This is a genomic window from Micromonospora sp. URMC 106 (assembly GCF_051386395.1).
Classification (GTDB): Bacteria; Actinomycetota; Actinomycetes; order Mycobacteriales; family Micromonosporaceae; genus Micromonospora.
Genome location: NZ_JBPQTP010000060.1, coordinates 12,957 through 33,833 on the forward strand (window position 1 = coordinate 12,957; position 20,877 = coordinate 33,833).

Annotated in this window: 18 protein-coding genes and 1 pseudogene; 8 read left to right on the plus strand and 11 right to left on the minus strand. The window is 74.9% G+C overall.

What is annotated here, in order from left to right; genetic code table 11:
- Positions 1-415: 415 nt before the first annotated feature.
- Both ACSNOB_RS19110 and ACSNOB_RS19115 read left to right on the plus strand, forming a co-directional pair.
- On the plus strand, positions 416-1,000 hold the full coding sequence (locus ACSNOB_RS19110; protein WP_436687882.1) for a TetR/AcrR family transcriptional regulator: 585 nt from the start codon (positions 416-418) through the stop codon (positions 998-1,000).
- Positions 997-1,854 carry an alpha/beta fold hydrolase gene (locus tag ACSNOB_RS19115; protein WP_436687883.1) on the plus strand — a complete coding sequence of 286 codons (858 nt, stop codon included), beginning with the start codon at positions 997-999 and terminating at the stop codon, positions 1,852-1,854. The genes ACSNOB_RS19110 and ACSNOB_RS19115 overlap by 4 nt, the downstream gene beginning before the upstream one ends.
- Here ACSNOB_RS19115 and ACSNOB_RS19120 read toward each other — a convergent pair.
- The 9 genes and pseudogenes from ACSNOB_RS19120 to ACSNOB_RS19160 all read right to left on the minus strand — a co-directional run bounded on the left by ACSNOB_RS19120 (position 1,836) and on the right by ACSNOB_RS19160 (position 12,883).
- A complete protein-coding gene (locus ACSNOB_RS19120; protein WP_436687884.1) occupies positions 1,836-3,026 on the minus strand; it encodes an acyl-CoA dehydrogenase family protein in 1,191 nt (396 codons plus the stop codon). The genes ACSNOB_RS19115 and ACSNOB_RS19120 overlap by 19 nt on opposite strands.
- A 16-nt stretch (positions 3,027-3,042) precedes the next feature.
- On the minus strand, positions 3,043-5,070 hold the full coding sequence (locus tag ACSNOB_RS19125) for a biotin carboxylase N-terminal domain-containing protein (RefSeq protein ID WP_436687885.1): 2,028 nt from the start codon (positions 5,068-5,070) through the stop codon (positions 3,043-3,045).
- A gap of 8 nt (positions 5,071-5,078) precedes the next feature.
- The gene (locus ACSNOB_RS19130; RefSeq protein ID WP_436687886.1) at positions 5,079-6,680 is read right to left on the minus strand and encodes an acyl-CoA carboxylase subunit beta; all 1,602 of its coding nucleotides are present in this window, start codon (positions 6,678-6,680) and stop codon (positions 5,079-5,081) included.
- Positions 6,677-7,816 (minus strand): acyl-CoA dehydrogenase family protein, encoded by a 1,140-nt coding sequence (locus tag ACSNOB_RS19135; protein ID WP_436687887.1) that lies wholly within the window; start codon positions 7,814-7,816, stop codon positions 6,677-6,679. Before ACSNOB_RS19135 ends, ACSNOB_RS19130 begins: the two co-directional genes overlap by 4 nt.
- Positions 7,813-9,534: an acyclic terpene utilization AtuA family protein gene (locus tag ACSNOB_RS19140; protein ID WP_436687888.1), complete on the minus strand. Its 1,722-nt coding sequence runs from the start codon at positions 9,532-9,534 to the stop codon at positions 7,813-7,815. The genes ACSNOB_RS19135 and ACSNOB_RS19140 overlap by 4 nt, the downstream gene beginning before the upstream one ends.
- A gap of 83 nt (positions 9,535-9,617) precedes the next feature.
- Positions 9,618-10,391 (minus strand): annotated as a pseudogene (locus tag ACSNOB_RS19145) (TIGR03084 family metal-binding protein); the annotation flags it as partial.
- A gap of 26 nt (positions 10,392-10,417) precedes the next feature.
- Positions 10,418-11,023: a TetR/AcrR family transcriptional regulator gene (locus ACSNOB_RS19150; RefSeq protein ID WP_436687889.1), complete on the minus strand. Its 606-nt coding sequence runs from the start codon at positions 11,021-11,023 to the stop codon at positions 10,418-10,420.
- 256 nt (positions 11,024-11,279) lie between these two features.
- Entirely contained in the window at positions 11,280-12,023 is a 744-nt protein-coding gene (locus ACSNOB_RS19155; RefSeq protein WP_436687890.1) for a metallophosphoesterase family protein, read from the minus strand.
- A 182-nt stretch (positions 12,024-12,205) separates the two neighbouring features.
- The gene (locus ACSNOB_RS19160; RefSeq protein WP_089003062.1) at positions 12,206-12,883 is read right to left on the minus strand and encodes a Crp/Fnr family transcriptional regulator; all 678 of its coding nucleotides are present in this window, start codon (positions 12,881-12,883) and stop codon (positions 12,206-12,208) included.
- Positions 12,884-13,100: 217 nt separating this feature from the next.
- Here ACSNOB_RS19160 and ACSNOB_RS19165 point away from each other — a divergent pair, with 217 nt between their 5' ends.
- The 6 genes from ACSNOB_RS19165 (at position 13,101) to ACSNOB_RS19190 (ending at position 18,517) form a co-directional block, all read left to right on the plus strand.
- On the plus strand, positions 13,101-13,763 hold the full coding sequence (locus tag ACSNOB_RS19165; RefSeq protein WP_436687891.1) for an adenosylcobinamide amidohydrolase: 663 nt from the start codon (positions 13,101-13,103) through the stop codon (positions 13,761-13,763).
- Between the two features lie 56 nt (positions 13,764-13,819).
- Positions 13,820-14,974 carry a CapA family protein gene (locus ACSNOB_RS19170; protein ID WP_436687892.1) on the plus strand — a complete coding sequence of 385 codons (1,155 nt, stop codon included), beginning with the start codon at positions 13,820-13,822 and terminating at the stop codon, positions 14,972-14,974.
- A gap of 54 nt (positions 14,975-15,028) precedes the next feature.
- Positions 15,029-15,826: an endonuclease III gene (gene nth, locus ACSNOB_RS19175; RefSeq protein WP_436687900.1), complete on the plus strand. Its 798-nt coding sequence runs from the start codon at positions 15,029-15,031 to the stop codon at positions 15,824-15,826.
- Positions 15,823-16,503 (plus strand): TlpA family protein disulfide reductase, encoded by a 681-nt coding sequence (locus tag ACSNOB_RS19180; protein WP_436687893.1) that lies wholly within the window; start codon positions 15,823-15,825, stop codon positions 16,501-16,503. Before nth ends, ACSNOB_RS19180 begins: the two co-directional genes overlap by 4 nt.
- A gap of 79 nt (positions 16,504-16,582) precedes the next feature.
- Positions 16,583-17,275, plus strand: coding sequence for an NUDIX hydrolase (locus tag ACSNOB_RS19185; RefSeq protein WP_436687894.1), 693 nt, complete (start codon positions 16,583-16,585; stop codon positions 17,273-17,275).
- A 63-nt stretch (positions 17,276-17,338) separates the two neighbouring features.
- On the plus strand, positions 17,339-18,517 hold the full coding sequence (locus tag ACSNOB_RS19190; RefSeq protein ID WP_393111428.1) for a MarP family serine protease: 1,179 nt from the start codon (positions 17,339-17,341) through the stop codon (positions 18,515-18,517).
- A 4-nt stretch (positions 18,518-18,521) separates the two neighbouring features.
- Here the strand turns inward: ACSNOB_RS19190 and ACSNOB_RS19195 are convergent, their stop codons facing one another.
- Both ACSNOB_RS19195 and mycP read right to left on the minus strand, forming a co-directional pair.
- Positions 18,522-19,334: a phosphatase PAP2 family protein gene (locus ACSNOB_RS19195; protein ID WP_436687895.1), complete on the minus strand. Its 813-nt coding sequence runs from the start codon at positions 19,332-19,334 to the stop codon at positions 18,522-18,524.
- Positions 19,335-19,424: 90 nt separating this feature from the next.
- Positions 19,425-20,792, minus strand: coding sequence for a type VII secretion-associated serine protease mycosin (gene mycP, locus ACSNOB_RS19200; protein WP_436687896.1), 1,368 nt, complete (start codon positions 20,790-20,792; stop codon positions 19,425-19,427).
- Positions 20,793-20,877 lie beyond the last annotated feature (85 nt).

A 20,877-nucleotide genomic window follows, 5' to 3' on the forward strand; every position in this document is an offset into this window, starting at 1 on the left:
GACGGGATCGGCGCGGAGGATGACGATGACAACGGAAGAGACCCTTCGGAAGAGGGGCCCCGACAGACACCGGCGTAACCCGGTCGGGATCGAACGTCCCGTCGAACGGGGAAATCAGCTGGGTCAGGCCGAGGCCCGGGACGCGAGGTTGGTCCGGGCGCTGCACGCAGCAGCAGCCGCCTTCGCGGTCATCAACCTCACCCCCCTTTCTCCCACCGATCCGGTGTCACATCAAAGTCGGGCCGAGGCTACCACGGCCGACCGGCCGGCCGACATGCCTTTCCGGGCGGTTCGACGACCCGAGTGAGCGGCCGAGGCGCGGTGTCGCGGCCACCTGGTGTCGCCACCGACGCGGTCGGGCGTCGGCTGCTATCCTAGGGCTCCTAGGTTTTAACCGTCTCCCCCAAGGATTGCCGTGCCGCGACAGGGTCTGACCACCGAGCGCGTCTCGGCGGCCGCCGCCGAACTGGCCGACTCACTGGGGTTGGAGCGGCTCACGGTCGCCGCTGTCGCCCGTTACTTCGGGGTCGCGGACGCCAGCATCTACGGGCACGTCCGCAGCCGGGAGGCGCTGCTGCATCAGGTCGCGGTTCGGGCGGCGGAGGCGTTCGCCGACCGTCTCGCGCTCGCGGTGGCCGGCTGCTCCGGGCGCCAGGCACTCATCGGCTTCGCCGACGCCTACCGGGCGTTCGCCGTGACCCACCCTGGCCAGTACGCCGCGACCCAACTTCCACTCCCGCCCGAGGTGGGCAGGAACTCGGCCGGGCACCTGCGCATGATCGAGCTGAGCTACGCGACGCTGCGCGGGTACGGGCTCGAGGAGCCCGCCCTGACGGATGCGATCCGGTTCGTGCGCAGCACGCTCCACGGGTTCGCGACGCTCGAGCGGGCCGAGGGGTTCGGGCATCCCCGCGACCTCGACGCGTCCTGGCGCGGCGTCCTCGACGCCGTCCACACGGCACTCGACAACTGGCCCCCGACCGAGGGAGAGCAGCCATGAACAGCAACGAGCAGGAAGTCCGGTCGGCGGACGGCACCCGGCTGGTGGTCCGGCGGGCGGGCGCGGGCGACCCCGTGGTCCTCCTGCACGGCTCCGGCGGCGGCCTGCACTCCTGGGCTGCGGTCGCCGGGCGGCTCGCCGGGTCGTACGAGCTGTGGATGCCGGCCCGGCGCGGGTACGGCCCCAGCGACGTCCCGCCCGGCCGCAAGTCGTTCAAGGACGAGGTCGCCGACCTGCTGGCCGTGATCGAGGCGGCGGGGCAGCCGGTGCACCTGGTCGGCGGCTCCTACGGCGCCACGCTGGCGCTGCACGCCGCGGCAGCCGAGCCGGGCCGGCTGCGCTCGCTGGCCGTCTTCGAGCCGCCGCTGTTCGCGGCCGGTGAGTCGATCGAGCCGCTGCTCGCCCGCTACCAGGCGGCCTTCGCGCGGGACGACGCGGGCGAGATGTTCGCGGTGCTCAACGAGGTGACCCGGGTGCCGCCCCCGATCGTCGCGGCGTTCGTGGCCGCGGCGGGCGACCAACGGCCCGACCCGGCCGAGGCCCGGCGCTCGGCGATCGGCTGGCTGCATGACCTCGAGGCGCTGGCCGACGACAGCCCGGACCCGGCCCGCTGGTCGTCGATCACCGTCCCGACGCTGCTGATGCAGGGCGCCGACACCTGGGAGCCGATGCCCACCACGATGGATGCCCTGGCCGCGGCTCTTCCCGCGGCGCGCCGGGTCAGCTGGCCGGGCCAGTCGCACTTCGCGACGATGACGGCCCCCGACCTGGTGGCTGACGCGCTGCGCGAGTTCCTCGCCGAGGTCGCGGCGCAGCCCGGCCCGACCTGTCGGGGTCAGTACGACTTGTCCTGACCGAGGACGTGCTGGGCGACGAAGTTGAGGATCATCTCCCGGCTGACCGGGGCGATCCGGCCGGCGCGCACCGCGCCGAGCAGCGTCGCCACCCCGTACTCGGTGGTCATCCCGGCGCCGCCGTGCGCCTGGACGGCGGTGTCGACGGCCAGCGCCGCCGCCTCCCCGGCCGCGTACTTGGCCATGTTGCCGGCCACCCCGGCCTCCAGGTCGCGGCCGGCGTCGTAGAGGGTGGCCGCCTTGTGGATCATCAGCCGGGCCAGCTCGACCTGCACGGCCGCGTGCGCCAACGGGTGCGCGACGCCCTGGTGCGAGCCGATGCTCCGGCCGCCCCAGACCCTGCGGGCGGCGGTGTACTCCGAGGCCCGCTCGATGGCGTACCGGCCGGTGCCGGCGCCCATCGCGGCGACCGTGATCCGCTCCGGGTTGAGCCCGGCGAAGAGCGCCGGCAGGCCGGCGTCCAGCGACTCGCCGACCAGCGCGTCGGCGGGCACCCGCACGTCGTCGAGGTAGAGCAGGAACTGGTTCTCCGGGGACACGATCTCCATGTCCAGCTTGGACCGGGTCAGCCCCGGCGCGTCGGTCGGCACGACGAACAGCGCCGGCTTCAGCTTCTGCGGACCCTGACCCCCCGCGCCGGCTAGGCCGTCCTCGACCGCGACCCGCGCCACGACCAGCACGTACGCCGCCTCGTCGACGCCGGAGATGTAGCACTTGCGCCCGGAGATCAGCCAGTCGTCGCCGTCGCGGCGGGCCACCGTGCCCAGCCGGTGGAAGTTCGACCCGGCCTCCGGCTCCGTGATCGCGAAGACCACCTTCAGCGAGCCGTCCGCGAAGCCGGGCAGGTAGCGCTTGCGCTGCTCCTCGGTGCCGTGCTTGGTGATCACCGTGGCGGCGATGGCGGGGGAGACCACGAGCAGCAGCAGCGGGCAGCCGGCCGCCGCCAGTTCCTCGCAGACGATGGCCAGTTCGGTGATGCCGCCCCCGCCGCCGCCGTACTCGGTGGGGATGTTGACCCCCAGGTAGCCCAGCCGGCCGGCCTCGTTCCACAGCTCGGTGGTGTGCTCGCCGGCCTTGGCCTTGGTGACGAAGTAGTCGTGGCCGTACCGCCGGCCCAGCGCGCGGACCGCGTCGCGGAGCTGGTCCTGTTCGGGGGTGAGGTCGAAGTTCATCGCGGGGCCTCCAGGATCACTCGGGGTCGACCACGGCCAGCACGGCGCCCGTGTCGACCTGCCCGCCGGCCGGCACCGGCAGCTCGGCGACCACACCGCCGGCCGGGGCGAGCACGGGATGTTCCAGCTTCATCGCTTCCAGCGTCAGCAGCAGGTCGCCGGCCGCCACCCGCTGGCCGGCCTCGACGTGCACCCGGGTCACCGTGCCCGGCAGCGGCGCGACCAGCGACCCGGTCGCCAGCTCCGCGGTGGGTTCTCCGAAGCGCGGCAGCTCGGTCAGGCCCGCCGCTCCGTCCGGGCCGTCCACGAAGACCTCCGAGCCCACCCGGTGTACGCGGTACGTCCGCCGGACCCCGTCGACGTCGAGCACCACCCGGTCGGGGCGCGCCTCGACCAGGGCCACGGCCGGCGGCGGCTCGCCGACCGGCGCGGCCTCCCCGTCCGGGGCCGGCCCGTCCGCGGTGGCGGTGGAGCCGGTACCCGGCGACACCGACCACTCGGCGAGACCACCTGAGCGGTCCAGGCGGTAGCCGACCGCCACCTCGCCGGCCGGGCCGGTGAAGCGGGTGACCTGCGGGAACGCCGGCACGTTGCGCCAGCCCGAGGGGAGGCCGGCAAGCACCGGCGCCGAGGTGCGGCGGGCGGCGGCCGAGGCGAGGGCCGCCGCCAGCGCGACCAGGGGGAGCTGGTCGGCGGGCAGCAGCGGGGCGAAGACCTCGGGGTGCCGGTCCAGGAAGCCGGTGTCGATGTCGACGGCGGCGAACTCCGTGCTGCGCAGGACGCGGACCAGCAGGTCCCGGTTGGTGGCCACCCCGTGCAGCTCGGCGCGGGCCAGCGCGCCGGCCAGCGCCCGGGCCGCCTCGGCACGGGTCGGCGCCCAGGCGACCACCTTGGCGAGCATCGAGTCGTAGTGGACACCCACCACCGAGCCGTCGACCACGCCCGAGTCCAGCCGCAGGCCCGGCCCGGCCAGCGGCCCGAACCCGGCCGCCACGCCGGGCAGGGCGAACCGGTGCAGTGTGCCGGTCGCCGGCCGGTACCCGTGTGCGGGCTCCTCGGCGCAGAGGCGTACCTCGATCGCGTAGCCCTGTGCGGGCGGGGTCGCCGCCACCGGCAGTGGCTCGCCCTCGGCGACGAGCAGTTGCAGCCGGACCAGGTCCAGGCCGGTGGTCAGCTCGGTGACCGGGTGCTCGACCTGGAGTCGGGTGTTCATCTCCAGGAAGTAGATCTCCCCGTCGGGCGCGAGCAGGAACTCGACCGTGCCGGCGCCGACGTAGTCGACCGCCCGGGCGGCGGCGACCGCCGCCGCGTGCAGCCGCTCCCGCACCTCGGCAGGAATGATCCCCGGGGCCTCCTCGACGAGCTTCTGGTGCCGGCGCTGGATCGAGCAGTCCCGTACGCCGAGGGCGACCACCGTGCCGTGGGTGTCGCCGAAGATCTGCACCTCGACGTGGCGGCCCCGCTCGACGTACCGCTCGACGAAGACCGTGCCGTCGCCGAACGCGGCGGCCGCCTCGCGGCGCGCGGAGGCGACGGCCTCGGCCAGCCCGCCGGCGTCCCGGACGATGCGCATGCCGCGCCCGCCGCCCCCGGCGGACGCCTTCACCAGCACCGGGAAGTCCGTGATCTCGTCGGCGTCGGTCCAGGTGGGCAGCATCGGCACGCCCGCCTCGGCGAGCAGGGCCTTCGCCGCCACCTTGTCGCCCATCGCGGCGATGGCCTTGGCCCTCGGGCCGATCCAGGTCAGCCCGGCGTCGGTCACCGCGGCGGCGAACTCGGCGTTCTCGGCGAGGAAGCCGTAGCCGGGGTGGACGGCGTCCGCCCCGCTCCTGCGGGCCGCGTCGAGGATCAGGTCGACCCGCAGGTACGTCTCGGCGGGCGTGTTTCCGGGCAGCCGGACGGCGTGGTCGGCCTCCGTGACGAACGGCGCGTCGGCGTCGGCGTCGGCGTGCACGGCCACCGTCTCGACACCGAGTGCCCGGCAGGTGGCGAAGACCCGGCGGGCGATTTCGCCCCGGTTCGCGACGAGCAGTTTCCGAATCATGGCCGCCCTCACATCCGGAAGACGCCGAAGCCGTCGGCGCCCCTGACTGGTGCGTTGTGGATCGCCGAGAGACAGAGCCCGAGGACGGTACGGGTGTCCCGGGGATCGATCACCCCGTCGTCGTAGAGCCGGCCGGAGAGGAAGAGCGCGCCGGACTGGGACTCGATCTGCTGCTCGACCATCATCCGCATGGCGGCGTCGGACTCCTCGTCGTAGTCGCGCCCCCGGGCGGCGGCGGCCTGCCGGGCCACGATGGAGAGCACGCCGGCGAGCTGCGCCGGGCCCATCACCGCCGACTTGGCGTTCGGCCAGGTGAACAGGAACCGGGGCTCGTACGCCCGGCCGCACATGCCGTAGTTGCCGGCACCGTAGGAGGCGCCGAGATTGACCGTCAGGTGCGGCACGGTCGAGTTCGACACCGCGTTGATCATCAGGGCGCCGTGCTTGATGATGCCGCGCTGCTCGTACTCGGTGCCGACCATGTAGCCGGTGGTGTTCTGGAGGAAGAGCAGCGGGGTGTCGGCGGCGTTGGCGAGCTGGATGAACTGCGCCGCCTTCTGCGCCTCCTCGCTGAACAGCACACCCCGCGCGTTGGCGAGCACCCCGACGGGATAGCCGTGCAGCTCGCCCCAGCCGGTCACCAGGGCGGGGCCGTAGGCCGGCTTGAACTCGTCGAACTCGCTGCCGTCCAGGACCCGGGCCAGCACCTCGCGCGGGTCGAACGGCACCTTCAGGTCGGCCGGGACGACGCCGAGCAGTTCCTCCGGGTCGTACCTCGGCGGGACCGGGACCGGGGTGCGCGGCGGCGGGCCCTGCTTGCGCCAGTTCAACCGGCGTACGCACTGCCGGGCCAGCCGGATGCCGTCCCGCTCGTCGGAGGCGAGGAAGTCCGCCAGGCCGGACGTCGTGGCGTGCATCGCCGCCCCGCCGAGGGACTCGTCGTCGGTGACCTCGCCGGTGGCCATCTTCACCAGCGGCGGCCCGGCCAGGTAGACCTGCGACCGGTCCCGGATCATGATCACCTGATCGGACATCCCCGGCACGTACGCGCCCCCGGCGGTGGCGTTGCCGAAGACCACGCTGACCGTGGGGATCTTCGCGGCCGAGAGCCGGGTCAGGTCGCGGAACACCCGCCCGCCCGGGATGAAGATCTCCGCCTGGGTGGGCAGGTCCGCGCCGGCCGACTCGACCAGGTTCACCATCGGCAGCCGGTTGGCCAGGGCGATCTCGCCCGCCCGGCGGGTCTTGGCGAGCGACCACGGGTTCACCGCGCCGCCGCGTACCGTCGGGTCGTTGGCGACGACCAGGCACTCGACGCCCTCGACCACGCCGATGCCGGTCACCACGCTCGCCCCGACGGGGAAGTCGGTGCCGTACGCCGCCACCGGGGACAGCTCCAGGAACGGGCTGTCCCGGTCGAGCAGCAGCTCGATCCGTTCCCGGGGGAGCAGCTTGCCCCGGCCGTGGTGGCGGGCCACGTACTTCTCCCCGCCGCCGGCCCTGGCCCGGTCGAGCGCCGCCTCCAGCTCGGCGAGGCGCTCCAGCAGGGCCTCCCGGTTGGCCCGGTGCCCCGGCGCGGACGGGTCGATCGCGCTCCGCAGCGTCGTCACAGGCCCATGCCCTTCGCGATGATCTCGTTCATGATCTCGGTGGTGCCGCCGCCGATGCCGAGGATCCGGGCGTCCCGGTAGTGCCGCTCCACCTCGGCGTCGCGCAGGTATCCGTAGCCGCCGTGCAACTGGAGCGCCTGGTCGACCACCTCGGCGCAGGCGGCCACGGCGACGTTCTTCGCCATCGCGACCTCGGTCACCACCGGCTCGCCGGCGGCCACCCGCGCCGCCACCTGGTGCACGAACGCCCGGGCCGCCTCCGTGCGGGTGTGCATCTCGGCCAGCCGGTGCCGGACCAGTTGCCGGCTCGCCAGGGGACGGCCGAACGTGGACCGGTCCCGGCACCAGCGCACCGCCAACTCCACGCAGCGCTGCGCGGTCGCGTACGCCTGGGTGGCGAGGGAGAGCCGTTCCGTGGCGAAGCTCTGCATGATCGCCAGGAAGCCGGTGTCCTCGGGGCCGATCCGGTTGGCCACCGGCACCCGCACGTCCACGAAGGAGAGCTCGGCGGTGTCCGAGCAGTGCCAGCCGAGCTTCTCCAGCCGCCGCCCCACGGTGAACCCGGGCGTGCCCTTGTCGATCACCAGCAGGGTGAGCGAGCCGCTGCCCGGGAAGTCGGTGCAGACCGCGGTGGTCACGAAGTCGGCCCGGATGCCGCTGGTGATGTAGGTCTTCGATCCGTTGACGGTGTAGTGGTCGCCGTCGCGGCGGGCGGTGGTGCGGATGCCGGCCACGTCCGAGCCACCGTCGGGCTCGGTGATCGCCAGCGCGCCGATCATCGTGCCCGCGAGGGTCGGCCGGACGTACCGGTCGACCAGTTCCGCGTCGCCGGAGGCGACGATGTGCGGGAGTGCGATGCCGTGCGTGAACAGCGCCGCGATCAGCCCGGAAGAGCCGCCCGAGCGGATGATCTCCTCGGTGACGATGATCGAGTCGAGCAGGTCACCGCCGCTGCCGCCGACCGCCTCCGGGAAGCCGATGCCGAGCAGGCCCAGCTTGGCGGCGGTGGCGTGCAGGTCGCGGGGGACCTCGCCGGCCCGCTCCCAGCCGTCGAGGTACGGCAGCACCTCCCGGGTCACGAAGGCCCGGGTGAGTTCCCGCAGCTGCCGCCGTTCCGGGGTGTCCACGATGGTCATCGGTTCCCCCCGGGCGTCGTGTCGGCGGCCGGGCCGGACGTGAGGTCCGCCGGCAGGTCGACGATCCGGGAGCGGAGCAGTTCGCCGAGCGCCTTGGCCTGCGGGTCGAACCGGGTGGAGGCGGCCACTCCCTGTCCGAGCAGCCCTCGGACGACGAAGTTGACCGCCCGCAGGTTCGGCAGCTCGTACCGCTGCACGGTCAGCGGGGCGGTCTCCGGCAGCAGCTCGCGCAGCCGGGCCACGGTGAGCCAGCCGCGCAGCCACGACCACGTGGCGTCGGTGCGGGCCCAGACGCCGAGATTGGCGTCGCCGCCCTTGTCGCCGGAGCGGGCCCCGACCAGCTCGCCGAGCGGCGCGCGCCGGGTGGGGCGCTCGTCCGGCGCCGGGTCGGCGGCGGACGCCGGCTCGTCGGGCGGCTCGTCGGGCGGGCCGGCGGTGCGCACCGGCGGCGCGATCGGCACCCGCTCCCCGGACGGCAGCACGGCGACGTGCGACACCGCGTCCTGCGGCACGGCGTCGGCGGTGAACACCCCGTAGGGCGTCGCGTCGCCGGGCAGGGTGGTCAGCGTGCAGCCCGGGTAGGAGGCCAGGGCCAGCTCCACCGCGGCGGCCGAGAAGGCCCGCCCGGCCCGCGCCCGGTCGCCGTCCCGCAGGTGTACGTGCAGCAGGGCGCTCGCCGCCTCGGTGTCGCCGGTGTCGGGGTGGTCGGTGCGGGCCAGGGTGAACTCCAGCCCCTCCTTGCCGACCGCCTCCTCGACCTGACCCCGCACCAGGGCCGCCTTGGCGGGGATGTCGAGCCCGCAGAGGACGAAGGTCATGGAGTTGCGGAAGCCGCCGAGGTTGTTCACGCCCACCTTGAGGGTGCCCGGCGGCGGGGTGCCGCGGACGCCGCTCACCCGCACCCGGTCCGGCCCGTCGACGCTCAGCTCGACCGTGTCGAGCCGGGCCACCACGTCCGGCCCGACATAGGCCGGCCCGCCCACCTCGTAGAGCAGTTGGGCGGTGACGGTCTCCACGGTGACCGCGCCGCCGGTGCCGGGGTGCTTCGTGATCAGGCAGGAGCCGTCCGCACGCAGCTCGGCGATCGGGAACCCGGGGCGGTGACCGCCGTCGGGGAGCTCGGTGAAGAAGCTGAAGTTGCCCCCGGTCACCTGCGCCCCGCACTCGACGAGGTGGCCGGCGACGGTCGCCCCGGCCAGCGCATCGAGATCGTCGCGCCCCCAACCGAACCGGGCGATGGCCGGCCCGACCACCAGGGACGCGTCGGTGACCCGGCCGGTGACCACCACGTCGGCCCCGCCGTCCAGGCAGGCGGCGATGCCGTACGCCCCCAGGTAGGCGTTCGCCGTCAACGCGTCCGGGCGGGGGAGCGCATCGCCCTCGACGTGGCCGACGCGCACGGTCAGGCCGAGTCGCTCGGCGAGCGCCCCGATCGCGGCGGCCAGTCCGGCCGGGTTCAGCCCGCCGGCGTTGGTCACGATCCGCACGCCCCGGTCCAGCGCGGTGCCGAGGCAGCCCTCCAACTGGCGCAGGAAGGTCCGGGCATAGCCGAGGGAGGGGTCGCGCAACCGGTCCCGGCCGAGAATCAGCATGGTCAGTTCGGCCAGGTAGTCGCCGGTCAGCACGTCGAGTTCGCCGCCGTCGAGCATCTCCCGCCAGGCGGTGAAGCGGTCGCCGTAGAAGCCGGAGGCGTTGCCCACCCGCAGCACCCCGCTCATACGTCGCTCCCCGTGCCGGCGTCGTCTCTCGGGCCGGCGTCGTCTCTCGGGGCAGCGTCGTCTCTCGGGGCAGCGTCGGCGGTCCGTGGCGCGCGGCCCGCGCCGGGCGGACCGGCGAACGCCTGCGCGACGTCCAGCCACTCGTCGGCGACCGGGCCGGTCGCCGTCAGGGCCAGGTCGGCGCGGTGCCGCCGCTGGGTGACCAGCAGGCAGAAGTCGAGCGCCGGGCCGGTGACCCGGTCGGCGGCGTCGGCCGGGCCGTACGCCCAGGTGTCACCGCCGGGCGCGGCCAGCTCGACCCGCACGGGCGCCGCCGGCGCCGGCCGGCCGTGGGCGGCGAAGCTGTGGCCGAGGGTACGGACGCCGAGGTGCGCGACGTGCCGCAGCCGCGCCGTGGCGGGACGGGTGACGCCGAGCGCGTCGGCCACGTCCGCGCCGTGCGCCCAGGTCTCCATGATCCGGGCGGTGGCCATCGAGGCGGGCGACATCCGGGTGCCGAACCAGGGCAGCTTCCCGCCCTCGGGCACGCCCGCCAGCGCGGCGGCGAGCGCGGCCCGCCCGGCACGCCAGCGGGGCAGCAGCTCGGCCGGCGGGGCGAGGAACTCCTCCGCGCCGGCGTCGACGAGCCGGGCCGGGTCGGGGGCGGTCGCCACGGAGGCGAAGAACGCCTCGGGGTCGGTGGCGGCGAGCAGCGCCACCTGGTCCGTCCAGGCGAGATGGGCGACCTGGTGCCCGACGCTCCAGCCGGGCGCCGGGGTCAGACGTGTCCACTCGCCCGGCGACAGGCCGCTCACCAGGCCGTCCAGCTGCTCGGACTCGTCGGCCAGATCCGCGAGCAGGTCCTTGAGGTCGACCATGGTGCCTCCGGTGCGGGACGGGCCGGTCAGGGCGTGAGCAGGGTGGCGAGCTGGCGCTTCCAGGTGGCGAGCAGGGCGGTGCGACGGGTCGAGTCGTCGTTGAGCAGGTTGGCCACGCCGAGGCCGCGGAGCAGGTCGAGGGTCGCCTGCACCGCCTCGCGTACGCCCGGGCGGCGCTCGTCCACGTCGAGCAGGGAGACGGTGAGCCGGTGCATCTCGCGGCCGACCCGGGCCTCCAACGGCAGCAGGGCCTCGCGCAGCTCCCGGTCGGTCCGCGCGGCGACCCACAGTTCGAGGGCGGCGACGAAGAGCGGGCCGGTGAAGGCCGCGCCGAGCAGGTCGATCACCCGGTCGAGCCGCTGCGGGCCGGGCGGCAGCGCCTCGGCCTCGGTGCGCAGCTCCTCCGCCCGCCGTTCGGTGAGGTGCGTGACGGCGGCGGTGACCAGCTTGGCCTTCGTGGGGTAGTGGTGCAGCTGGGCGCCGCGCGAGACGCCGGCTCGGGCCGCGACGACGGTGGTGGTGGTGCCGGCCCAGCCGTGCTCGACCAGGCACTCGACGGTCGCCTCCAGCAGCCGGGCCTGGGTGGCGCGGCTGCGCTCCTGTTGAGGGACGCGGGTCGATGCGGCGGGCACGGGAACAGCGTGCCGGCCCCGAAACAAACAGTCAAGACTGACTTTTTCTCACGCGGCGGGGCTGCTGGCCGCGTGACCGCCGCTGCCGCCAGCGGGCGCGCTGGCCGTCGGCCAGCCGGCTGTCCGCCGGGCCTGTGCTGGGTGCGTGACCGCCATTTCGCCCAGCGGACGGGCCGGCCGCCGGGCGCTGTCGAACTGATGTCGTAGACGATTCAGCTCGACAGGGGCGACGCCGGCGTCCCCCGGCCGGTCGCCCTCAGCGGCCGTCGCGGGGGCCGAACACGGCGAGCGCGTCGGTGTCGCTGTGCCGGGAGCGCAGGTACTCGTCGGCCCACTCGGCGGCGTCGGGGAAGCCCGACTCGGCCGCCACGCGGGCGCAGGCCGCGTCCACGTCGAACGCGGTGCGGCGCAGCTGCACCCCGGGCCCGAGCAACGCCCAGAAGGCGCCCGGGCCGCCGTAGGGCATCCCGATGCTGCCCGGGTTGACGACCAGTCGCCGGTCGGCCAGCCGGGTGAACGGCATGTGGGTGTGCCCGCAGACCACCGTCCCCACCTCGGCCGGCACCCCGGCGAGCACCTCCGCCCAGCGTGCCGTCCGGGAGTCGACGAGCACGACCTCCTCGTCGTCGCGGGGCGTGGCGTGGCAGAACAGCACCTGGCCGAGGCCGGCGACCTCCAGCGTCACCGTCAGCGGCAGCGCCGCCAGCCGGTCGAGGTGGTCGGCGCGGAGCTGCTCGGCGGCCCAGTTCGAGACGTCGACGGGGGACTTGCGGCCGGCCCGGGCCTCCACCAGCTCGCGGTCGGCGTTGCCGCGCACCCAGCAGACCCGCTCGCCGAGGCCGGCGAGGAGGTCCAGCACCTCGACCGGCTGCGGGCCGGCCGCGATGTCGCCGGTGAGCACGATCAGGTCGGCGGTGGTGACGTCCGGCTCGGCCAGCACGGCCTCCAACGGGGGCAGCGCCCCGTGGATGTCGGAGAGTACGGCGACGCGTTCCAGCATCGCTCCACCGTGCCCGCCGGCCCGGGCCGGAGTCCAGCGATTCTGCCCCGGGCAGACGGACCCCCGGGCTGCCGCCGTGCCGCCGTGCCGCCGTGCCGCGAACGCGAACCGGTCCGGACCGCAGGGGTGCGGTCCGGACCGGTGGCGTCGAGCGGGCCGGGGGAACCCGGCCGGGGCGGGCGTCAGACGCGGGCGCGGCGGGCCAGGCGCTCCGGGTCGAGGATGATGATGCTCTTGCCGTCCAGACGCAGCCAGCCGCGCGAGGCGAAGTCGGCCAGCGCCTTGTTCACGGTCTCCCGGGAGGCGCCGACGAGCTGGGCGATCTCCTCCTGGGTGAGGTCGTGGGTCACCCGCAGCACGCCGCCGTCGCGGGTGCCGAAGCGGCCGGCCATCTGGAGCAGGTTCTTGGCGACGCGACCGGGCACGTCGGTGAAGATCAGGTCGGCCAACGAGTCGTTCGTCCGCCGCAGCCGGCGGGCCAGCACCCGCAGCAGCTGCTCGGCGATCTCCGGCCGGTTGTTCAGCCACGGGCGCAGGGCCTGCTTGCGCAGCCGCACCAGGCGGGTGTCGGTGACCGCCGTGGCCGTCGCCGTGCGCGGTCCGGGGTCGAAGAGCGACAGCTCGCCCACCATGTCCGACGGGCCCATCACGGCGATCAGGTTCTGTCGGCCGTCGGCCGCCCGGCGGCCCACCTTGATCTTGCCGGACAGCAGGATGTAGAGACTGTCGCCGGGCTCGCCCTCGTTGAAGACGATCTCGCCCTTGCGGACCTCGAGCGTCTCCATCTCCTTGGCGAGCGCCTCGGCAGCCTCCGGGTCGACGCCCTGGAAGATCCCGCTGCGGGCCAGTACCTCGTCCATCGCGCACCTCCACCTGCGCGTGCCGTCTTCTCGGCCGGGTCCGCCGTCCGCTGATCCCTCGCGCGTCGCCAGTCTAGGCGCACGTGAGCTGGAATCAGAGGCGCACCCCTGGAATCTTGATCGTTGGGCGTAACCCCCGCGACGTGATCGAGCAGTAGGATCGCCCGCCCGCACGGGCGCCGGCCGGTCGACGGGCGCCGGGTCGTAGGGTCACCATGTGCTGAGCGAACCCGTGCTGACCGCCCGTCGGGAGGACGGTCGGGACGTCCCGCTGCTGTACTGGCGCGCCGACCGCCCGCTGCGCGCGGTCAGCTCCGCGCCGCTGGGCGGTGGGCTCGGCGTCCGGCACTGGGTCGTCAACGCGACCGTGCCCATGTCGTACGACCGGGACGATCCCGCCGACCACCTGGCCGAGCTGGCCGACCTGCTCGACCTCGACGGGCCCGGGGTGGGCCTGCTGACCGGGGTGGACGTGTCCGAGGTGATCGCCCGGGCGGACACCGGCGTGCGGGTCTGGGCCACGGTCGGCCTGGGCCTCCCGGTCCGGGCGGCCGAGCCCGCCCCGGCGGTGCTCGCCCAGCGGGTCGGCACGGTCAACATCGTGGTGTACGTCCCGGCCCGGCTCGGCGACGCCGCCCTGGTCAACGCGGTGGCCACCGCCACCGAGGCGAAGGCACAGGCGATCGCGGAGCTGGGCCTGCCGGGCACCGGCACCCCGACGGACGCGGTCACCGTGCTCTGCCCGGTCGACGGCCCGGAGTCGGCGTACGGCGGACCGCGCTCCACCTGGGGCGGCCCGCTGGCCCGGGCCGTGCACGCCGCCGTGACGACCGGCGGGCGGGGCACCGTGGTCCCGTGGTCCGAACGACGGGCGGGCTGAACAACAGTCCGATCGGCTCTCGTCCGGCCGTCGCGCAACCGATAGGGTCGCGCTCGATGTACGCTGCCGCCTTCCTTCCGCCCCGCCGGGTCGCGCTCGCCCTGGGCGCGTTGCTCGCCGTCCTGCTCGCCGCCGGCTGCGGCCAGCCCGGATCCGGGGGCGACCCCGTCTGGGAGCCCGGCAAGGGCGGCGGCGGCACCGGCGCCCCGGTCAAGCCGGGAGCGTCCGAGCAGCCCGCCGAGCAGGCCATCTCGCTCTCCGCCACCGGCGACATCATCATGGGCAACGCGCCGAACCGGCTGCCCGCCAACGGCGGGAAGGGCTTCTTCGACTCGGTCGAGAAGGCGCTCGCCGCCGATCTGGTGATGGGCAACCTGGAGGAGCCGCTCACCGTCGACACCGGCACCGGCAAGTGCGGCCCGAACTCGACCCGCTGCTTCCAGTTCCGCGCCCCGCCGGACTACGCGGCGCACCTGCGCGACGCCGGCTTCGACCTGCTCAACCAGGCCAACAACCACGGCTACGACTACGGCCCGAAGGGCTACGAGAACACCCAGAAGGCGCTGGAGAAGTACGAACTCGAGCACACCGGGGCGCCGGACCAGATCACCGTGGTCGACGTCAAGGGGGTCAAGGTCGCGGTCGCCGGCTTCTCGTCGTACGTCTGGTCCAACAGTCTGATCGACATCGCCGCGGCGAAGAGGGTGGTCGCCAAGGCGGCCGGGATGGCCGACCTGGTCGTGGTGCAGGTGCACATGGGCGGCGAGGGGGCCGACAAGACGCGGGTGCGGCCGGGCACCGAGATGTTCCTCGGCGAGAACCGGGGCGACCCGGTCAAGTTCTCCAAGGCGATGATCGACGCCGGGGCGGACCTGATCGTCGGGCACGGCCCGCACGTGCTGCGCGGCATGGAGTTCTACAAGGGCCGGCTGATCGCGTACAGCCTGGGCAACTTCGCCGGCGGGGGCAACTCGCTGAGCAACGCCGGCCGGCTCGGCTGGGGCGGGGTGCTCAAGGTGTCGCTGAAGCCGGACGGCGGCTGGGCCGGGGGCTCGTTCGTCTCGACGTACATGAACTCCGCCGGCAAGCCGACCATGGATGGCGACGACCGCGGCCTGGGCCTCGTGAAGCAGCTCAGCAGGAGCGACTTCCCGGACACCGGCGCCCGGTTCGACGACTCGGGCGCGATCAGCCCGCCGCAGGGCGGCTGACCCCGGTCGACGCGGGCGCGTGGCCCCGGCGGCCGGTCACCCCGGCGACGTAGGCTGGCCGGCGTGACCATCAGCTCCTCCGTTTCCACCGAGACCGACCTCGGGCGTACGCGCCGCGCGCGGCGGATCGGCCGGGTCCTGACCGAGACCCACCCCGACGCCCACTGTGAACTTGACCACTCCAGCCCGCTGGAGCTGGCCGTCGCGACGATCCTCTCCGCGCAGTGCACGGACAAGAAGGTCAACGAGGTCACCCCGAAGCTCTTCGCCCGGTACCCGACCGCCGCCGACTACGCGGGAGCGGACCGGACGGAGCTGGAGGAACTGATCCGGCCCACCGGCTTCTACCGCAACAAGACCGACTCCCTGATCAAGCTCGGCCAGGCCCTCGTCGATCGGCACGACGGCCGGGTCCCGGGCAAGCTCGCCGACCTGGTGACGCTGCCCGGCATCGGCCGCAAGACCGCCAACGTCATCCTCGGCAACGCCTTCGGCGTGCCCGGCATCACCGTCGACACCCACTTCGGGCGGCTGGTGCAGCGCTGGCGGCTCACCGCCGAGACCGACCCGGTGAAGATCGAGCACGCGATCGGGGCGCTCTTCCCCAAGCGCGACTGGACCATGCTGTCGCACCGGGTGATCTTCCACGGCCGGCGGGTCTGCCACGCCCGCAAGCCGGCCTGCGGCGCGTGCACGCTCGCGAAGCTCTGCCCGTCGTACGGCACCGGCCCGACCGAGCCGGCGGCGGCCGCGAAGCTGCTCAAGGGTCCCCGCGCCCGCGACCTGGCGGTGGCGGCCGGGGTCGACCCGGAGCTGGTGCCCGTCCAGGCCGTCGTGGCGGAGGCGCCGTGAACCGCAGAACCGCCCCTGCCGTCGTCGCCGGTCAGCGCCCTTCGGGCCGGCGACGCGGCCTCGCCCTCCTGCTCGTACCCGTGCTGCTGGCCGCCGTCGGGTGCACCGCCGGCGCCGAGGAAAAGGAGAGCGGTCCCTCCGGCCGGCAGCAGGCCGCCGCCAACCGGCCGTCGCCGTTCCAGGACTGCTCGGCGCTCGGCGCCCCGCCCGCGTCCGCCGCGCCCGCCGACCTCCCGGCCGCGCCCCCCGACGCCCCGGCGCTGCCCGAGCTGACCCTGAACTGCTTCACCGGCGGCGCCCCGGTCGCCCTGCGGGACCTGCGCGGGCCGGCCGTGGTCAACGTCTGGGCGTCCTGGTGCCCGCCCTGCCGCAAGGAGCTGCCCGCCTTCCAGCGGCTCAGCGAGCGGGCCGCCGGCCAGCTCACGGTCCTCGGGGTGAACAGCCAGGACAGCCGGGACGCGGCCCAGTCCATCGGCGAGGACTTCGGCATCCGCTTCCCGGTGCTGGTGGACCAGGGGGAGAGCCTGAAGCGGGAGCTGAACCGCAAGGCCATCCCCCTGACCGTCTTCGTCGACGGGCAGGGCCGCGTCCGGCACGTCGACTCCTCCGGCGCGCTCGACGACGCCCGTCTCACCGCCCTGGTCCGGCAACACCTCGGCCTGGCGGTGCCGGCGTGAGCCGCCGACGGACACGGTGGGGCGCGGGGAACGCCGGCGTGAGCCGCCGGCGGGCGCGCTGCGGCGCGGGGGTGCCGGCGTGAGCCGCCGTCCGCCGGGCTGGCTCGACCCGCTGCTCACCAGGCTCGGCACCGCGCGCAGCGAGGACTTCACCCGGCTGGCCACCCCCGAGACCGGAGGGCGGGAGAGCGCCGTGCTGGTGCTGCTCGGCGAGGAGCCCGGCGCCGGCCCGGACGTGCTGATCCTCCAGCGGGCCGCCACCCTGCGCAACCACGCCGGTCAGCCGGCCTTCCCCGGCGGCGCGGCCGACCCGGAGGACGCCGACGCCCCGGCGACCGCGCTGCGCGAGGCCAACGAGGAGGTCGGGCTCGACCCGGCCAGTGTCACGGTCCTGGCCGAGCTGCCGAAGCTCTGGATCCCGGTCAGCGACTTCGTGGTCACTCCCGTGCTCGCCTGGTGGCACACGCCGCACCCGGTGCACCCCCGGGAGCCGGCCGAGGTGGCGCACGTGGCCCGGCTGCCCATCACCGAGCTGGTCGACCCCGAGAACCGGATGCGGGTACGCCACCCGAGCGGCTGGATCGGCCCGGCGTTCTCGGCGCGCGGGATGCTGGTCTGGGGCTTCACCGCCGGCGTCCTGGCCGCCCTGCTGGAGATGGGCGGATGGGCCCGGCCGTGGCCGCGTGACCGGGTCGTCGACCTGCCGCCGACCGGGGCCACCCCGGCGCCCTCGGCCGGCACGGACGCGGTGGACGAGACCCCGGTGCGCTGAACGGACGGTCACCTTCCGCACGCGATGGTCATTTCGCGGGCCGGGTGCCCGTACGCTTGACGCGTGTCCGCCGTGGATCTCGTACTGCTGCTGCTCATGCTCGTGTTCGCGATCAGCGGATACCGCCAGGGCTTCGTCATCGGGGTGCTGTCGTTCTCCGGCTTCTTCCTGGGCGCGCTGGTAGGCCTCCAGCTCGGGCCGCTGCTGGCGCAGCAGTTCGTGGACAGCGGCACCCGGGTGCTGATCTCCCTGGTGGCGGTCTTCGGGCTGGCGGTGGTCGGCCAGGCGCTCGCCGGCTGGGTCGGCTCCCACCTGCGCAAGACGATCACCAGCGACGTGGGCAGGCGGGCCGACGACATCGGCGGGGCGTTCGTCTCGCTCTTCGCCGTGCTGCTGGTCGCCTGGCTCGTCGCGGTGCCGCTGGGCTCGTCGTCGCTGCCCTGGCTGGCCTCCTCGGTGCGCAACAGCGCCCTGCTCACCGTGGTGGACCGGGTCCTGCCGGACCAGGCGCAGCAGCTCTCCACGGCGCTGCGGGACACCGTCGACACCAACGGCTTCCCGGACGTCTTCGGCGACCTGGCGCCGACCCGCGCCCGGCAGGTCTCCCCGCCCGACCCGGCGCTCGCCGGCTCGCAGGTGGTGGTCAACAGCCAGCGTTCGGTGGTCAAGGTGCTCGGCTCCGCCCCGAGCTGCTCGCGCCGGATCGAGGGCTCCGGCTTCGTCTACGCCGACGACCGGGTGATGACCAACGCCCACGTCGTCGCCGGCACCCGCTCGACGGTCGTCGAGCTGAACGGCGACCGGTACGACAGCAAGGTGGTCGTCTACGACCCCGACCGGGACCTGGCCGTGCTGCACGTGCCCGGGCTGCCCGGCCCGTCGATGCGCTTCGCCGCCGGCAACGCGGGCAGCGGCGCGGACGCGATCGTGCTGGGCTTCCCGCTCGACGGGCCGTACAACGCCCAGTCGGCGCGGGTCCGGGACGTCGACCGCATCACCGGGCCGGACATCTACTCCGCCGGGAACGTGACCCGGGAGATCTACACGATCCGGGCGCTCGTGCAGAGCGGCAACTCCGGCGGCCCGCTGGTCTCGTCGAACGGGCTGGTGCTCGGGGTGATCTTCGCGGCGGCGGCCGACGACCCCAACACCGGGTTCGCGGTGACGGCGGCCGAGGCCCGCCCGGTCGCCCTGGCCGGCGCCGAGCGCACCCGCGCCGTCGGCACCGGCGAGTGCACCTGACCGGTCAGCCGCGCGGCGGGCTGCCCGCGCCAGCCGCCGACCCGGGCCCAGACGACCCCGGCGCGGCACCGCCCGGCCCGGACGGTGCCGGGCGGCCGGGCGGGGTGGCCCGCCAGACGGTGAGGGCGGCGGCGGTCGCGGCCACCACGGCCGCGCCGAGGAGCCAGCCGGCCAGCACGTCGCTGGTCCAGTGCACGCCCAGCGCGACCCGGCTGAAGCCGGTCACCAGGGCGAGCAGCAGCGCGGCCGCGCCCACCACCCGGCGGGCGGCCGGCCCGGCGTGCGGGAGGAACACCACCAGCAGCACCCCGGCGGCCAGGGCGGCGTTGAGCGCGTGCCCCGACGGAAAGGCCAGGCCGGGCGCCTGGGCCACCGGGTCGGGCAGGTCGGGCCGGGGCCGGCCGAAGAGCAGCTTGAACAGCGGGCCGAGCAGGCCGCCCACCGCCATGGTGACGGCGACCCAGACCGCCAGCTGCCGGGCCCCCCGCCGCACCAGCCAGACCACCAGGAGCAGCGCGGCGGCCCGCAACGGCATCGGGGCGAACACGTCGGTCCAGAGGGTCATCAGGCGTACCCATGCCGGGTGGTCGGCGGCGTAGCCGACCAGCGCGTCGGTCACCGCCGTGTCCAGCCGGCGCAGCGGGGGCCAGTCCCCCAGCACCAGGAACGCCAGCAGCGTGAACGGCACCACCACCAGGAACGCGGCCCCCGCGGCGAGGGTCAGCCGCAGCCCCCGGGAGTCGTCCGGGTGCAGGCGGCGGCTGCGCCACGACGGTCGGGGCGGCGCGGCGAGGGTACGCGGGCCGGGCGTGCTCATGACATCTGTTCTACCCCGGACGCGGCCCGGTCAGACCCCGAGCGGGCCGCCGGGCCCGTCCGCGCGGGTCGGGCCGGTCGGGTCGCCGGCTCAGCCCGCCGACGGGCGGCGCCCCGGCCGGACCGGGCGACGCGGGGCGGCCAGCGGGGTCCACTGGCGGAACCGGCGCACCATCAGCGCCGCGCCGGTGAGCAGGGCGACGAAGAACGCCGCCCCGGTCCAGAGCCGTTCCGGCGTGGCCTCCTCGTGCGTACCGGCCGGCTGCGCCGCCCAGCGGGTCTGCCGACGCGGCGCGGCGAAGCCCAGCGGGTCGCTGCCGGCCGCCGCGACGTCGGCCTGCGCGGAGCCCGGCGCCGGACCGAAGCCGACCACGCCCGGCGAGGCCTCGTCGTCCAGCGGGTTGCGGCCCACCGGGGGCACCTCGGCGTTCAGCGCGGCGACCGGGTCGACCAGGCCGTAGCCGAAGCGGTCGTCCCGGCCGGTCGAACCGATGTCGCGGGCGGTGCTCAACAGCCGGTTCACCACGTCGCCGGCGGACATCTGCGGGTAGCGGGCCCGCACCAGCGCGGCGGTGGCGGCGACCAGCGGCGCCGCGAAGCTCGTGCCCTGCACGCGCCAGTAGCCGCCGGGGCGGGCCCCGACCAGACCGGTGGCGGGAGCGGCGAGCACCGTGGCCCGCCCGGTGATCGAGCCGGACCAGAGGTTGTGGCTGTCGCGGTCCAGCCCGGAGACCGCGATCACGCCCGGCTCGCGCGCCGGGTACCAGACCTTCGAGCTGGACGAGGCCGCCACGTTGCCGGTGCAGGCGACCACGACCACGTCCCGGGCGAAGGCGTAGTCGAGCGCGGCGGCCAGGGCGGCGCTGTCGCCGCTCCCGCCGAGGGACAGGTTGATCACGCGGGCGCCGTTGTCCACCGCCCAGCGCACACCCTTGGCGACGATCATGGCGTCGTCGTAGCGGTTCTCGGCGTCGAGGACGCGGACCGGAAGGATCCGGGCGTCCGGCGCGAGACCCACCGCGCCGCGCCGGTCGTCGTTCCGGCCGGCGATCAGCCCGGCCACGGTGGTGCCGTGACCGACCGGGTCGGCCCCGTCGGCGGAACCCTCGGGATCCACCAGGTCGAGGCCGGGCAGCACCTGGCCGGCCAGGTCGGGATGGGCCGCGTCCACCCCGGAGTCGATCACCGCGACGGTGACCCCGCGCCCGGTCGAACTGCGCCAGGCCGTCCTGGCCTGCAACGCGTCGAGCTGCCACTGATCGTCGCGGATCTGGTCGGGGCGGCCCTGGGTGTCCGGCGGCGCGAGCGGCAGCGGGACGGCGGCGACCCGGGCGGCGGCGGGCGGCCGTGGGGCGGCGGCGGCCGGGGCGACCGGGCCGGCGACCGACGCGACGGTGGCCGCCAACCCGAGCAACGCGCGCCCGGCGATCCGCCGACCCGGCGGACAGCTGTGCCGCACCCTGGTCACATCCTCAGGCCGTTCATCCCAGACGCAAACATGACGATCGGAGATTACCGGTTCCTCGGCGCCTTGCGGGGCGATC

What these genes read in the sequence shown, in the direction of transcription:
- ACSNOB_RS19135 (WP_436687887.1), bottom strand. Translation starts at nt 7,816, where the DNA reads ATGACCATCGTGGACACCCCGGAACGGCGGCAGCTGCGGGAACTCACC.
- ACSNOB_RS19120 (WP_436687884.1), bottom strand. Translation starts at nt 3,026, where the DNA reads ATGAACTTCGACCTCACCCCCGAACAGGACCAGCTCCGCGACGCGGTC.
- ACSNOB_RS19125 (WP_436687885.1), bottom strand. Translation starts at nt 5,070, where the DNA reads ATGATTCGGAAACTGCTCGTCGCGAACCGGGGCGAAATCGCCCGCCGG.
- ACSNOB_RS19140 (WP_436687888.1), bottom strand. Translation starts at nt 9,534, where the DNA reads ATGAGCGGGGTGCTGCGGGTGGGCAACGCCTCCGGCTTCTACGGCGAC.
- ACSNOB_RS19155 (WP_436687890.1), bottom strand. Translation starts at nt 12,023, where the DNA reads ATGCTGGAACGCGTCGCCGTACTCTCCGACATCCACGGGGCGCTGCCC.
- ACSNOB_RS19160 (WP_089003062.1), bottom strand. Translation starts at nt 12,883, where the DNA reads ATGGACGAGGTACTGGCCCGCAGCGGGATCTTCCAGGGCGTCGACCCG.
- ACSNOB_RS19195 (WP_436687895.1), bottom strand. Translation starts at nt 19,334, where the DNA reads ATGAGCACGCCCGGCCCGCGTACCCTCGCCGCGCCGCCCCGACCGTCG.
- ACSNOB_RS19170 (WP_436687892.1), top strand. Translation starts at nt 13,820, where the DNA reads ATGTACGCTGCCGCCTTCCTTCCGCCCCGCCGGGTCGCGCTCGCCCTG.
- ACSNOB_RS19115 (WP_436687883.1), top strand. Translation starts at nt 997, where the DNA reads ATGAACAGCAACGAGCAGGAAGTCCGGTCGGCGGACGGCACCCGGCTG.